We start from the raw sequence: 13,790 nt of genomic DNA on the forward strand, positions 1-13,790 counted from the left end.
AGCGTTATTCAACACGGGTGGTCCTGGGGTAATAAAAGATGTCATAGACCCCGGTTTCGCCTTCCAGGCCGTGCTCATCGAACGCCGAAAGACGCACGTGATAAAAAAATGCCTGCAAGCCGGTGAAGTTGACCTGCGGGGTGCTGGAGAACTGCTCCTGCTTGATGTTCAGGAAGTCCTTGTCGGTGGCGACCTGGGCCCGGTAGCGGCTGGCCCCGGGCAAAGGTTGCAGGATCAGTTGCCAGACGGGCAGGGCACCGGTCTGCCCAGCCTGCCCCAGCAGCCTCGGTGCGGCCAGCAGTTCCACCGGCTTGAGCTCGCCCTGTTTCTGGATCCGCAGCCCCTGGCGCGCCATGACCTGGACTTCACCCGGCACCGGGCCTGCCGGTTTATCCACAGGGCGCTGACGCGTACGCCGCGGTCCCGGCTGCGGCGCGTCCTCTTCGCGATTCACCGCCACCTGGCCATTGAGCACCTCCACCAGGGATTGCTGATCGTCATTGCGTACCCGGAAGTGAGTACCGCGAACCCCCAGCACGCCCACCGGCGTAACGATCTGGAAACGGTCGTGATCACTGGTGCGCTTGATCACGTAGGACTCGATCTGGCCCTGCTCCAGCACAACCTGAGGGATGGAGTACTGGTTATTGAGTTGCAGGGTGACCTGGGAACTGGAAGGCAGCACCACCCGCGAACCGTCTCCCAGGGACAGGCTGACGAAGGCCGACGGCGAGGTCCTGACCCCTTCCTTCTCATCGATGCTCATGCCTTCCTGCAGGAGCACCTCGCGTCCCTTGGCGTCCAGTTTCCAGGCTTCGCCGGTCAGGTGTTCCACCGTCGCCGGCAGGGGCTGGCCACGGCACTGCTGGTTGTCATCGATATAGGGCAGCCGTGGCGCAGCCGCCTGTGCCGCACACAACGGCAGAATCAACCCGGCCAGCAGCAGGGCGACACGCGCGACCTGAGGCCGGCCGGTGGACGGAAAAGGGCAGAGGTCATTCATGGATGTGCTTAGAGCCTTTGGGAAAACCGCGGCGAAATCCTACGCACCATACCTGAGGCAGATCGTTGGCAGAAAGCCGAACGCTGCGGGATGTCGCCCAAAGACAGGAACCCGGTCGGGCGAGGGCGGAAACAGGACAGGGCGAGAAGAAAGTGACACGTCCCTGTGTCGGAACCGGAGCGACAGGTCGCCCGGCCCAAAGTCCTGAGGAGGCACTCCCTGTATTCCCCTTCAACGACGCACGCGAGCGCGCGTTGTCCCGCCAGCCTGGCGGTTGACACTCCCTGTGTCGGAGCACTTCCAGGTGCCCCCGTGTGCCACTCAGCGGGAAGCAATGTAACGCTGGCCGCAAAGCTGCGACGGATTTGCAATATTTGTTCAGAATCATTGCCGCGGCCTCTAGAACACCCAGCGCGGGGCCGGTGGCTGCAGGTTCGTGGGTAGCGCTGTCCGACCGATCACGGGCTCGGCGTCCAGGGTCAGGTTGGAGTCACTGCCAGCGGGCAGGGCAGACGCCGGGTATTGCCCGATGCCGGAGGGCTGACAGCAGCCCGCTGTGGACGCTGGCACGGTACAGGCACTGATTCCCAGATAAGCCGCCAGCATCAAACTGAGAAGACGCACCGGATCATCGCCGCTGAATATTCTGACAAGCGCGACCTGGCCTTTCCTGAGCAGGTTCCCCATGGTTCTTTTCCTTGTTTGTACGAGCCGGTATCGTGCTGCTCAATAGCCCGACGGCCCGTGCTCCGGGCGCCTTACCGGCTATTTGATATCAGCGTACCGAGGGACCCGGGGCTCAAGAGCAATTCGCCACAATTGTTCAGATTCAGGCCAGGTGCCTAAACTTCCCCTCAGTCCGAGCCCGGCAGCCACGGCCCCGGGCGCTCTTGGAACCATAAGGAACTGCCTCGCATGCGTGTCGCGATACTGGATGACGAACCTGCGGAACTGGCGCGGGTGGAACAGACACTGCGAGAGATTCCCGGCCCCGGCGAACAGCCCTGGACCTTGCACAGCTTCGAGCGCGGAGAAGACCTGCTGCGCCAGTTGCGCCGGGAAACCTTCGACCTGCTGATCCTCGACTGGCAAGTGCCGGACCTCAGCGGCCTGTCCCTGTTGCGCTGGACCCGGGAACACATGGATTCGCCGCCCGCGGCCATCATGCTCACCAGCCGCGATGCCGAGAGCGATATCGTCCAGGCCCTGAACACCGGTGCCGACGACTACCTGAGCAAGCCGTTTCGTCCCAACGAACTCAAGGCCCGGGTCAACGCGGTACTGCGCCGCCATGGCTTGCAGCGCAACCACAGCGAAGAAGTGCAGAGTTTCAACGACCTGAGCTTCGATGATGCGGAACTGACCGTCACCCGCGCCGGCGCTCCCATCAGCCTTACCGAGCGCGAGTACCGCCTGGCCCGCTGCCTGTTCGCCAACCTGGGCCGGCCGCTGTCCCGGGAATACCTGTACGAACGGTTCTGGACCCATGAGGAAATCGTTTCCTCACGGCCCCTGGATACCCACATCTACCGCTTGCGCAACAAACTCGGGCTGACCGCGGATCGCGGCTGGCAACTGTTGACGATCTACGGCTATGGCTACCGCCTGGAAAGTGTCGCGTCGCCTGAAGAACAGGGCAGCTGACTGCTTGCCTTCAAAAGCGGCTTGATATCATTCCGGGTCCCGCCAGACATCTTCATAGCCGGCGCGGTCGATGATGAAACGCGTCCCGCTCGGCAGGTACAAGTAATCGATCACTTCCGGCAACAGCTCGAGCAGATGCCCGGCACACAGAGGCTGGTAGAAATCCACCGCAGTGGAATGTTCGCCGCAGTGGATAAACCAACTGACCGTGCCGTTTTCCGGCAACTCGACCCGGGTGCCATAGATGGGCGACTGCGCAAGGGAGCCTATGGCCAGCGCAATCATCGGCTCCGGGGCCTGGGGAGCAAGGTCGTAGCGTTCACAGATAAGCTGCTGTCTTTCGTTCATAGGGCCAGCCACCAATCGAGCAGGGTCTCGTCATCGGTGTCATCGAGGTTTTTATAGATGTTGGCGTAGTACCACTCGCTGCCCGTGGTCTCGCGAAAGCGGTTGAAGAACAGGGCGATGTTGTCCATGCCGTTTCGCGCCGGCACCGACAATGTCAGATTGCCCTTGTAGCGCCCGTCGAGCATGCCACCCAATTCGCTCGCCACATCCGCCGCCAGGGCCATGATGTGTTCTTCAGGGATGTGATCCGAATAGATATGGATACAGAAGTTGCCGCCACGCTTGAGCACCACGGCGGGGGCCTGCGGATCCTTGATCGAAATGATGTCGCCCTTGGCCAGGTTCAGCGCCAGCCCTGGTGAATAGAGAATCTCGTAACTGTCCTCATCAATGCGCCGGACATGCAGCGGCTCATAGACCGGGCCACGGCTGTTCTGCCCCGCAACAACCCGAATCGATATTTCCTGGTTTTCATCATCCATAACCCATTTCCGTGCGATTGCTGTTTCTACAAAGGGTGAAATGAGCCGAACCGGCCCAGCCGCGTAGCGGGGTCAACTGATCGATAAACACATCTCGAACGCGCCTGTTCGATGGCCGGATCGTCTCGCAGCTCAGGTGCCAGCACAGCACCTAGTGATCCCTCCAGGTGACGCACTCAAGTGAGGCCAGTGAAGAGCACTCGCTCAGGCGCGCAGGCTCAATGGCCTCGTGCTGTAAACAGGCATCTTCATAGGCGACATGTTGGTCGTCGGTGATGGAGGCCAGGTATTGGTCGATTGCGCAAAAACTGACCTCGGGCGCGATATCCACAGTGAACAGCGACAGGCCCCGGGTAACCGTGCACCGGGCGCCAAGGCTGCGCAGGTACTGCACAATCTCCGAGCGCTCTGACTCGCGCTCGGCAAAAACCCGCAACGTCGAGTGCCCGGATTGCCGCACCACGCCAGTCGCGATCCGCTCATGGGCCTCAGCGCGAGTCAGCACCCAGTCCCCCTTGCTCACGCCATAGAGATAGTAGGGCGTGTTATCCAACTGGTAGACATCTGCCCCCCGTTGAATGCCCCACATCGACTCATACTCCACCGGTGGATAACCGTCGGCGTCGACGGTGAGCTTGAAAATGATCTTGTGAAACTGTGCTGTCGAGGTATCCATTCCATCTCACCGAGGCGCCGCCATGGGCCTCATAAACTGCACGTAAAAGAAGTTTTCCTCGAAGGAAAATATGACCTCTGCGCTGTGATAAGGCTGGGCACTGGAATGAACCAGTCCCATAGCGCCTTTGACGCTACCTGATCAAACAGTACGACTTGCTGTTTGTCGTCAGCACTCAGGCCACAGTCCACGGCGTTGAAACGCCAGGCGATGGGGTAGGGTGCTTCATCGAATAGGTGGCTGTTTGTACCCGCGAAGGTCAACATCCTTATTTACTCCATCCAATAAAAAGGCCAACGCTAAGCGTCGGCCTTTTTATTTCCAGCTGTGCCCCCGGATCAGAAGTCCAGGTTGGACACCGCCAGGGCGTTGCTTTCGATGAAGTCGCGACGAGGCTCGACCGCATCACCCATCAGGGTGTTGAAGATCTGGTCGGCGCCGATGGCGTCTTCAATGGTCACCTTGAGCATGCGGCGCATGCTTGGGTCCATGGTGGTTTCCCACAGCTGGTCAGGGTTCATCTCGCCCAGACCTTTATATCGCTGGATGGTGTGGCGCTTGGTGCTTTCCGCCATCAGCCAGTCCAGGGCCTCCTTGAACTCGGTGACGGCTTTCTTGCGTTCGCCGCGCTGAACATACGCGCCTTCGTCCAGCAGGGTGCTCAGTTGAGCGCCGAGGGAGACGACGGTCTTGTAGTCGTTGCTGCCGAAGAAGTCGCGGTTGAAGGTGACGTAGTTGGACAGGCCGTGGGAGATCAGCTCGACCTCTGGCAGCCACACATTGCGTTCACGGTCTTCGCGCAGACTGGCCTTGTAGACCAGGCCGGACTTCTCGGAAGTGCGCAGGCGGGCGTCGTACTTGGCCAGCCAATCCTGCATGGCGGCGTGGTCGGACAGTTGCTCCATGGTCACGGCCGGCAGGTAGATGAAGTGCTCGGTCAGCTCCTGCGGGTACAGGCGCGACAGGCGCTTGAGGGTCTTCATCACCATGCGGAAGTCGTTGACCAGGCGCTCCAGCGCCTCGCCGGAGATCCCGGGGGCTTCTTCGTTCAAGTGCAGGCTGGCATCTTCCAGAGCCGACTGGGTCATGTAGTCTTCCATGGCGTCGTCGTCTTTGATGTATTGCTCTTGCTTGCCTTTCTTGACCTTGTACAGCGGCGGCTGGGCGATGTAGATGTAGCCGCGCTCGATCAGCTCCGGCAACTGACGGAAGAAGAAGGTCAGCAGCAGGGTACGGATGTGCGAACCGTCGACGTCAGCATCGGTCATGATGATGATGTTGTGATAACGCAGCTTGTCGATGTTGTACTCTTCACGGCCGATGCCGCAGCCCAGCGCGGTGATCAGGGTGCCCACCTCTTGCGAGGAGATCATCTTGTCGAAGCGTGCCTTCTCGACGTTGAGGATCTTGCCCTTGAGCGGCAGGATCGCCTGGGTCTTGCGGTTGCGGCCCTGCTTGGCGGAACCGCCAGCAGAGTCACCTTCCACCAGGTAGAGTTCGGACAGGGCCGGGTCCTTTTCCTGGCAGTCCGCCAGTTTGCCCGGCAGGCCGGCGATATCCAGCGCGCCTTTGCGGCGAGTCATTTCACGGGCTTTCCGCGCCGCTTCACGAGCGCGGGCAGCGTCGATCATCTTGCCCACCACCAACTTGGCTTCGTTGGGGTTTTCCAGCAGGAAGTCGGAGAAGTACTTGCCCATTTCCTGTTCGACCGCGGTCTTCACTTCGGAAGAAACCAGCTTGTCCTTGGTCTGGGAGCTGAACTTCGGATCCGGCACCTTCACCGAGATGATCGCGGTCAGGCCTTCACGAGCGTCGTCACCAGTGGTGGCGACCTTGTGTTTCTTGGCCAGGCCTTCCTGCTCGATGTAGTTGTTCAGGTTACGGGTCAGGGCCGAACGGAAGCCCACCAGGTGGGTACCGCCGTCGCGCTGAGGAATGTTGTTGGTGAAGCACAACAGGTTCTCGTTGAAGCTGTCGTTCCACTGCAAGGCGATTTCCACGCCGATGCCGTCTTCACGCTGGATGTTGAAGTGGAACACCTGGTTGACCGCAGTCTTGTTGGTGTTCAGGTATTCAACGAATGCCCGCAGGCCGCCTTCGTACTTGAACAGCTCTTCCTTGCCGCTACGCTCGTCCTTGAGGACGATGCCGACACCGGAGTTGAGGAAGGACAGTTCACGGATCCGCTTGGCCAGGACGTCCCAGCTGAAGTGGATGTTCTTGAAGGTTTCAGCCGAAGGCTTGAAGTGGATCTGGGTACCGGTGGTTTCGCTGTCACCAACGATTTTCATCCGCTCTTGCGGAACACCGTGGACATAGGTCTGTTCCCAGATCTTGCCGCTACGGCGCACGGTGAGAATCAGCTCTTCGGACAGGGCGTTCACTACCGATACACCTACGCCGTGCAGACCGCCGGAGACCTTGTAGGAGTTGTCGTCGAACTTACCGCCGGCGTGGAGCACGGTCATGATGACCTCTGCCGCCGAAACGCCTTCTTCTTTATGCACATCTACCGGGATGCCGCGACCGTTGTCGCGTACGGTGATGGATTCATCCGGGTGGATGATGATGCTGATGTCGTCGCAATGGCCGGCCAGCGCTTCGTCGATGGAGTTATCGACCACCTCGAACACCATGTGGTGCAGACCGCTGCCGTCATCGGTGTCGCCAATGTACATACCGGGACGTTTGCGTACGGCATCCAAACCTTTCAGCACCTTGATGCTGGTCGAGTCGTACGTATTTTCTTCGCTCATGCCTTCACTCCCGATGGTCGTGGGTCTGGGTGATACGGCCTTGTTCCACGTGGAACAAAGCGACTGGCGTTTCCGTCTGCCAGCCTTCCCTCAATAATTCGTGGTCTACACAGGTGATAAACACCTGGCAGCGTAAGTCTTCCAACAAGCGACAAAGTGCGCGGCGATGCTGCTCGTCCAGCTCGGACGGCAAGTCATCCACCAGATAAATACACTGACCGCGGCGGGCCTGGCTCACCAGGTGCCCCTGGGCAATGCGCAAGGCACAGACCACCAACTTCTGCTGGCCACGGGACAAGATGTCCGCGGCGTTGTGTCCGCCTAAGCGCAGACGCAAATCAGCACGTTGTGGGCCGGCCTGGGTATGACCCATTTGCTGGTCACGGTGGAGGGCGGTCGCGAGCACTTCACTGAGCTCCCGGTCCTTGTCCCAACCACGGTAATAGCTAAGCGTCAGGCCCTCGAGCTGCAACAGTTCGCCCAAGGTCCGCTCAAAGACTGGTTTCAAGGCTTTGATATAAGCGCGGCGGTATTCATCGATTTCAGCGCTGGCCTGACACAGTTCCCGGTCCCAGGCCGCTTGCGAAGCGGCGTCAAGTGTACCATGCCGCAGCCATGAGTTCCGCTGCCGCAGGGCCTTCTGCAAGCGCTGCCAGGTGGACATGAAGCGTGGTTCCACATGGAACACTCCCCAATCCAGGAACTGCCGACGGATCTTCGGTGCGCCCTCCAGCAGGCGGAAGCTGTCCGGGTTGATCAACTGCAGCGGCAGGATCTCGGCCAACTGCGCCGCGCTGCGGGCATTCTGACCGTCGATGCGGATCTGGAATTCCCCCTGGCGATCACGGGATATCCCCAGGCTGCTATGGCCGCCCTGGGCCAACTCCACCTGGCCGAACACCGTGCAAGCCAGCTGCTCGTACTGGATCACCGGCAACAGGCGGGCACTGCGGAACGAGCGGGCAAGCCCCAGCAGGTGGATGGCTTCCAGCACACTGGTCTTGCCACTGCCGTTGGCGCCGTAGAGAAGGTTGATGCGGGGGGAGGGGGAGAAGGTCACCGGGTGCAGATTGCGCACCGCGGTGACCGAGACGCGACTGAGGGACATCTAGCTTCTGCTGAGCATGATTACAGGCGCATCGGCATGACAACGTAAGCCGAGTCGTCGTTGTCGGATTCCTGCACCAGCGCACTGCTGTTGGAATCGGACAGGATCAGGCGAACCTGTTCGGTGGTCATCACGCCCAGAACGTCCAGCAGGTAGCTGACGTTGAAGCCGATTTCCAGGGAACCGCCGTTGTATTCCACGCCCACTTCTTCTTCCGCTTCTTCCTGCTCCGGGTTGTTGGCCTGGATCTTCAGCTGACCATTGGCCAGTTGCAGACGGATGCCGCGGTACTTCTCGTTGGACAGGATCGCGGTACGGCTGAAGGCTTCGCGCAGCGCTTGGCGATCACCCAGTACCAGCTTGTCACCACCTTTGGGCAGCACGCGCTCGTAGTCCGGGAACTTGCCGTCCACCAGCTTGGAGGTGAAGGTAAATTCGCCGGTGGTGGCACGAATGTGGTGCTGGCCCAGGACAATGCTGACGTTGCCATCGGGCTCGGTGAGCAGGCGCGCCAGTTCCAGGATGCCTTTGCGCGGCACGATCACCTGGTGGCGATCCGGCTGGCCGATGTCCGCCTGCATCGAGCACATGGCCAGACGGTGACCGTCGGTGGCCACGGCGCGGATGATCCCGGCGGACACTTCCAGCAGCATGCCATTGAGGTAGTAGCGCACATCCTGCTGGGCCATGGCGAAGCTGGTGCGTTCGATCAGGCGGCGCAGTCGGCTCTGCTCCAGCTGGCAGGTCAGCGAGCCCGGGCCTTCTTCCACGGTCGGGAAGTCGTTGGCCGGCAGGGTCGACAGGGTGAAGCGGCTACGCCCGGCCTTCACCACCAGCTTCTGCTCGTCGACCTTGATGTCGATCAGGGCATCGTTGGGCAGACTCTTGCAGATGTCCATCAGCTTGCGCGCGGGAACGGTGATTTCCCCCGGCTCGGCTGGCTCTTCAAGTTGCACACGACCGACCAGCTCGACTTCCAGGTCGGTACCGGTCAGCGACAGTTGCTGGCCTTCGACAACCAGCAGCACGTTGGAAAGCACCGGCAAGGTCTGGCGGCGTTCGACGACGCCGGCGACCAGTTGCAGGGGTTTCAACAGGGCTTCGCGTTGAATGGTGAAATGCATGGTCTAGTCCCTTGCCTTAATAAGCTGCGTTGGAGTCATCAAGTGGTCAGAGTACGCAGCAGGTTCTTGTAGTCCTCGCGGATGTCCGCGTCGGATTCCTTAAGTTCATTGATCTTGCGGCAGGCGTGCAGAACCGTGGTGTGGTCGCGACCGCCGAACACATCGCCGATTTCCGGCAGGCTGTGGTTGGTCAGTTCCTTGGACAGGGCCATGGCCACCTGACGCGGGCGGGCCACCGAACGGGAACGCCGCTTGGACAGCAGATCGGAAATCTTGATCTTGTAGTACTCGGCGACGGTGCGCTGGATGTTATCCACAGACACCAGCTTGTCCTGCAGCGCCAGCAGGTCCTTCAAGGATTCGCGAATCAGCTCGATGGTGATATCGCGGCCCATGAAGTGCGAGTGGGCGATGACCCGTTTCAGGGCACCTTCCAGTTCACGGACGTTGGAGCGAATGCGCTGGGCAATGAAGAACGCTGCATCATGAGGCAGCTCGACCTTGGCCTGGTCGGCCTTCTTCATTAGGATCGCCACCCGGGTTTCCAGCTCAGGCGGTTCGACGGCCACCGTCAGGCCCCAGCCGAAGCGCGACTTGAGACGCTCTTCCAGGCCTTCGATCTCCTTCGGGTAGCGGTCACTGGTGAGAATCACCTGCTGGCCGCCTTCGAGGAGGGCGTTGAAGGTGTGGAAAAACTCTTCCTGGGAACGCTCCTTGCGGGCGAAGAATTGAATGTCATCGATCAGCAGCGCATCGACCGAACGGTAGAAACGCTTGAATTCGTTGATGGCGTTGAGCTGCAACGCCTTGACCATGTCCGCCACGAAGCGCTCGGAATGCAGGTACACGACCTTGGCATTCGGGTTCTTCTTTAATAGGTGGTTACCCACAGCGTGCATCAAGTGGGTCTTACCCAGGCCGACGCCGCCATAAAGGAACAGCGGGTTGTAGCCATGCTTGGGGTTGTCCGCCACCTGCCAGGCCGCTGCGCGGGCCAGCTGGTTGGATTTACCCTCGACGAAATTCTCAAAGGTGAAAGTGCGGTTCAGGTAGCTGGTGTGCTTGAGCGCGCCTTCTACCTGGACGGTACGCTGTTCGGCGCGTACCGGTGCCTGCTGCGAGCTGGCGCCCGCCATCGGGTCGAAGCTGTCACGAGAGGGTTCTTCGCTGACTTCGGCAGCCTTCTGTGCGGCGGCTTTCTTGGCCGGGGCAGAAGTGGGTGCCGGAGCGGGCGCGGGAGCAGCAACCGGGGCAGCATTGGCTGCAGCTGCTTGCAGGGCTTGCGAAGCGGCAGCGGCCAGTGGCGCGTTAGGTGCGGCGCGAGGCGCCGAACTGCGTTTGCTGCCTATTAATAAGGAAAGGACCGGTGCCATGCCGTTGCCGTGTTCATCCAGCAGCTCGAGCACGCGCCCCAGGTACTTTTCATTGACCCAATCGAGAACAAAACGATTCGGTGCGTATACACGCAACTCGTCGCCTTCGGCTTCGACCTGTAGCGGACGGATCCAAGTGTTGAATTGCTGGGCAGGCAGCTCATCACGCAGAAGCTCCACGCACTGCTGCCAAAGTTCCACTGACACGGATATCCCCTAAGTTGAAAGCCGGTGAGGCAAAAACAAGCGGCCATTGTAGCGATCAGCCGCCCACTTATCCACATGTAGCGTGTCCTCAGGACACTAAGAATCAACGCCTTACCCCGAATAAACACGACCAGCGGTATGTGCATAAGCTCTGTGGATAACCCCACTTGAGGCCATTGCACAACTCGGGGCGAAACTCTGTGGGTAACTCGCCTGTGGATAACAGACGGTTCCACACACAGGTTTTCCGATGGCGCAGCACAGGCAGGACACCGTTTCTCAACCGTGTTGTCATTCTCTGTACAGTACGGACTAGAAGGGCTTGAGTCAGTTATCCACAGATGAGGCCGTCCCTAGTCTTTATAAGCTTTACAGAAAAGCTTTAAATACTTTCCTTCTTTATTTTTATATCTAGCCGACCCTGGCTCACAACCCCGTACCCGGACATACATAGATAAAGGAAAAGCTGGTTGGAAATTGACCTAGAGGCTTGCTTTCTCTAGAATCGCCGATCTCTTAAAACGGGGGCCATTCCGGCCCGTTGTGGACGAACCAGGTAACACGACATGAAACGTACTTTCCAACCAAGCACTATCAAACGCGCTCGTACCCACGGTTTCCGTGCTCGCATGGCTACCAAGAACGGTCGTGCCGTCCTGTCGCGTCGTCGCGCCAAAGGTCGTGCGCGTCTGGCAGTTTGATAATCCGGCACTGGAGGTGAGTCAGGACTTCAGTCGGGAAAAGCGTCTGCTTACTCCCCGGCACTTCAAGGCGGTCTTTGACTCCCCTACCGGCAAGGTTCCGGGGAAAAATCTCCTGCTCCTTGCGCGCAACAACGATCTTGATCATCCCCGTCTGGGGCTAGTGATCGGGAAAAAGAGCGTAAAACTCTCCGTTGAGCGCAATCGCCTCAAGCGTCTGATGCGCGAATCGTTTCGTCTCCACCAGGACTCACTGGTCGGATGGGATATCGTTATCGTCGCGCGCAAAGGTTTGGGCGATGTAGAAAACCCCGAATTGATTCAGCATTTCGGCAAACTCTGGAAACGCCTGGCACGCAACAAGCCGGTACCAGCAGCCAACTCCGAAACTGTAGGGGTAGACAGTCCCGATGCGTAAACTGGCACTCGTTCCGATCCAGTTTTACCGCTATGCCATTAGTCCTCTGATGGCCAATCACTGTCGTTTCTACCCCAGTTGTTCCTGCTACGCGTTGGAAGCCATCGAAAATCATGGCCTTCTGCGCGGTGGCTGGCTGACCTTTCGTCGTTTAGGTCGCTGTCATCCGTGGAATCCCGGTGGTTATGACCCGGTTCCACCTATCCCTACCTCCCGTTCTTCTTCGATGGCCGAGTAATCATGGATATCAAACGCACGATCCTGATCGTCGCCCTGGCAATCGTGTCCTATGTCATGGTTCTTAAATGGAACCAGGATTATGGCCAAGCTGCCCTGCCGACTCAGAATGTTGCTTCCAGCACGACCGCCCCGGGCTTGCCGGATGCGCCAACAGGCACTTCCGCTGCCAACGACGACATTCCGCGCGCGGCAAGCGACACCACCGCACCCGCTGAAGCGCCTGTAGCGGCAAGCAAAGATCTCATTCAGATCAAAACGGATGTGCTCGACCTGGCTGTCGATCCACAAGGTGGGGATATCGCGCAACTGCGTTTGCCACTGTATCCACGTCGTCAGGACCACCCGGAAATCCCGTTCCAGCTGTTCGATAACGGCAACGAGCGGACTTATCTGGCACAAAGTGGCCTAATTGGCAGCAACGGCCCGGACGCAAGCCCGGCCGGTCGCCCGATCTACTCGGCCGAGAAGAAAAGTTATCAACTGGCTGACGGTCAGGACCAATTGGTGGTCGACCTGAAGTTCAGCAAGGACGGCGTCAACTACATCAAGCGCTTCACCCTGAAGCGTGGCCTGTATGACATCACCGTTTCCTACCTGATCGACAACGAAAGCGCGCAGCCCTGGACCGGTGCGATGTTCGCCCAGCTCAAGCGCGACGCCAGTTCCGATCCATCCTCCAGCACCGCCACCGGCACCGCGACTTACTTGGGCGCCGCCCTGTGGACAAGTTCCGAGCCGTACAAAAAAGTGTCCATGAAAGACATGGACAAGGTGAACGAGGACAAATCCAAGGCACCCATCACTGAAAATGTTCAGGGTGGTTGGGTTGCCTGGCTGCAGCACTACTTCGTGACCGCCTGGATTCCGCCAAAAGGCGAGAACAACCAGGTTCTGGCGCGTAAAGACAGCAAAGGCAACTACATCATCGGCTACACCGGCCCTTCGATGACCGTTGCTCCGGGTGCCAAGGCTGAAACCAGCGCCATTCTGTACGCCGGCCCGAAAAGCCAGGCCGTGCTGAAAGAGTTGTCCCCAGGCCTGGAACTGACCGTGGACTACGGCTTCCTGTGGTTCATTGCCCAGCCGATCTTCTGGCTGCTGCAACATATCCACAGCCTGGTGGGTAACTGGGGCTGGTCGATCATCTTCCTGACCATGCTGATCAAGGGGATCTTCTTCCCACTGTCGGCTGCCAGCTACAAGTCCATGGCACGCATGCGTGCAGTGGCTCCGAAACTGGCCGCGCTGAAGGAAAAATTCGGCGACGATCGTCAGAAAATGTCCCAGGCGATGATGGAGCTGTACAAGAAAGAGAAGATCAATCCGCTGGGCGGCTGCTTGCCGATCCTGGTGCAGATGCCGGTCTTCCTGTCCCTGTACTGGGTACTCCTGGAAAGCGTGGAAATGCGCCAGGCACCGTTCATGCTGTGGATTACCGACCTGTCGATCAAGGATCCGTTCTTCATCCTGCCGATCATCATGGGCGCCACCATGTTCATCCAGCAGCAGCTGAACCCGACGCCTCCGGATCCGATGCAGGCCAAGGTGATGAAAATGATGCCGATCATCTTCACCTTCTTCTTCCTGTGGTTCCCGGCGGGTCTGGTGCTGTACTGGGTAGTAAACAACTGCCTGTCGATCGCTCAACAGTGGTACATCACTCGTAAGATCGAAGCGGCTACCAAGAAAGCAGCTGCCTGACCTACGCTG

Annotated in this window: 14 protein-coding genes; 5 read left to right on the plus strand and 9 right to left on the minus strand. The window is 59.3% G+C overall.

Translation table 11 applies throughout. From position 1 onward, the window contains the following. Positions 1 to 4 precede the first annotated feature (4 nt). Both AC1RMG_RS31445 and AC1RMG_RS31450 read right to left on the minus strand, forming a co-directional pair. Entirely contained in the window at positions 5 to 1,003 is a 999-nt protein-coding gene (locus AC1RMG_RS31445) for a FecR family protein (protein ID WP_125062503.1), read from the minus strand. A 399-nt stretch (positions 1,004 to 1,402) separates the two neighbouring features. Continuing rightward, positions 1,403 to 1,690, minus strand: a complete 288-nt coding sequence (locus tag AC1RMG_RS31450; protein WP_041114921.1) for a hypothetical protein — start codon at positions 1,688 to 1,690, stop codon at positions 1,403 to 1,405. Positions 1,691 to 1,918: 228 nt separating this feature from the next. Between AC1RMG_RS31450 and AC1RMG_RS31455 the strand changes: the two genes are divergently transcribed. Continuing rightward, positions 1,919 to 2,647, plus strand: coding sequence for a response regulator transcription factor (locus AC1RMG_RS31455; protein ID WP_011058398.1), 729 nt, complete (start codon positions 1,919 to 1,921; stop codon positions 2,645 to 2,647). 27 nt (positions 2,648 to 2,674) lie between these two features. Here the strand turns inward: AC1RMG_RS31455 and AC1RMG_RS31460 are convergent, their stop codons facing one another. The 7 genes from AC1RMG_RS31460 to dnaA form a co-directional block, all read right to left on the minus strand. Next, positions 2,675 to 2,995: an immunity protein Imm33 domain-containing protein gene (locus AC1RMG_RS31460; RefSeq protein ID WP_210693346.1), complete on the minus strand. Its 321-nt coding sequence runs from the start codon at positions 2,993 to 2,995 to the stop codon at positions 2,675 to 2,677. Beyond that, complete coding sequence (locus AC1RMG_RS31465; protein ID WP_053160549.1) at positions 2,992 to 3,477, minus strand: DUF4265 domain-containing protein; 486 nt, start codon at positions 3,475 to 3,477, stop codon at positions 2,992 to 2,994. The genes AC1RMG_RS31460 and AC1RMG_RS31465 overlap by 4 nt, the downstream gene beginning before the upstream one ends. Positions 3,478 to 3,628: 151 nt before the next feature. Beyond that, complete coding sequence (locus AC1RMG_RS31470; RefSeq protein ID WP_169892331.1) at positions 3,629 to 4,153, minus strand: DUF4265 domain-containing protein; 525 nt, start codon at positions 4,151 to 4,153, stop codon at positions 3,629 to 3,631. Positions 4,154 to 4,491: 338 nt separating this feature from the next. Further along, complete coding sequence (gene gyrB / locus AC1RMG_RS31475; RefSeq protein ID WP_011058394.1) at positions 4,492 to 6,909, minus strand: DNA topoisomerase (ATP-hydrolyzing) subunit B; 2,418 nt, start codon at positions 6,907 to 6,909, stop codon at positions 4,492 to 4,494. Positions 6,910 to 6,913: 4 nt separating this feature from the next. Further along, positions 6,914 to 8,017 (minus strand): DNA replication/repair protein RecF, encoded by a 1,104-nt coding sequence (gene recF, locus AC1RMG_RS31480; protein WP_011058393.1) that lies wholly within the window; start codon positions 8,015 to 8,017, stop codon positions 6,914 to 6,916. A gap of 20 nt (positions 8,018 to 8,037) precedes the next feature. Further along, positions 8,038 to 9,141: a DNA polymerase III subunit beta gene (gene dnaN, locus AC1RMG_RS31485; RefSeq protein WP_011058392.1), complete on the minus strand. Its 1,104-nt coding sequence runs from the start codon at positions 9,139 to 9,141 to the stop codon at positions 8,038 to 8,040. Positions 9,142 to 9,179: 38 nt separating this feature from the next. Further along, on the minus strand, positions 9,180 to 10,721 hold the full coding sequence (dnaA, locus tag AC1RMG_RS31490; protein ID WP_368994365.1) for a chromosomal replication initiator protein DnaA: 1,542 nt from the start codon (positions 10,719 to 10,721) through the stop codon (positions 9,180 to 9,182). Positions 10,722 to 11,287: 566 nt separating this feature from the next. Here dnaA and rpmH point away from each other — a divergent pair. Genes rpmH through yidC form a run of 4 tightly spaced genes read left to right on the plus strand, consistent with a single transcriptional unit; the run spans position 11,288 to position 13,781 of the window. Beyond that, positions 11,288 to 11,422: a 50S ribosomal protein L34 gene (gene rpmH / locus AC1RMG_RS31495; RefSeq protein WP_003213577.1), complete on the plus strand. Its 135-nt coding sequence runs from the start codon at positions 11,288 to 11,290 to the stop codon at positions 11,420 to 11,422. A 16-nt stretch (positions 11,423 to 11,438) separates the two neighbouring features. Further along, complete coding sequence (gene rnpA / locus AC1RMG_RS31500) at positions 11,439 to 11,840, plus strand: ribonuclease P protein component (RefSeq protein WP_026020269.1); 402 nt, start codon at positions 11,439 to 11,441, stop codon at positions 11,838 to 11,840. Then, positions 11,833 to 12,078, plus strand: coding sequence for a membrane protein insertion efficiency factor YidD (yidD, locus tag AC1RMG_RS31505; RefSeq protein ID WP_003213574.1), 246 nt, complete (start codon positions 11,833 to 11,835; stop codon positions 12,076 to 12,078). Before rnpA ends, yidD begins: the two co-directional genes overlap by 8 nt. A gap of 2 nt (positions 12,079 to 12,080) precedes the next feature. Continuing rightward, positions 12,081 to 13,781, plus strand: coding sequence for a membrane protein insertase YidC (gene yidC, locus AC1RMG_RS31510; RefSeq protein WP_011064394.1), 1,701 nt, complete (start codon positions 12,081 to 12,083; stop codon positions 13,779 to 13,781). Positions 13,782 to 13,790: the final 9 nt, after the last annotated feature.

The organism is Pseudomonas sp. GW822-FHT04H02 (assembly GCF_058800645.1).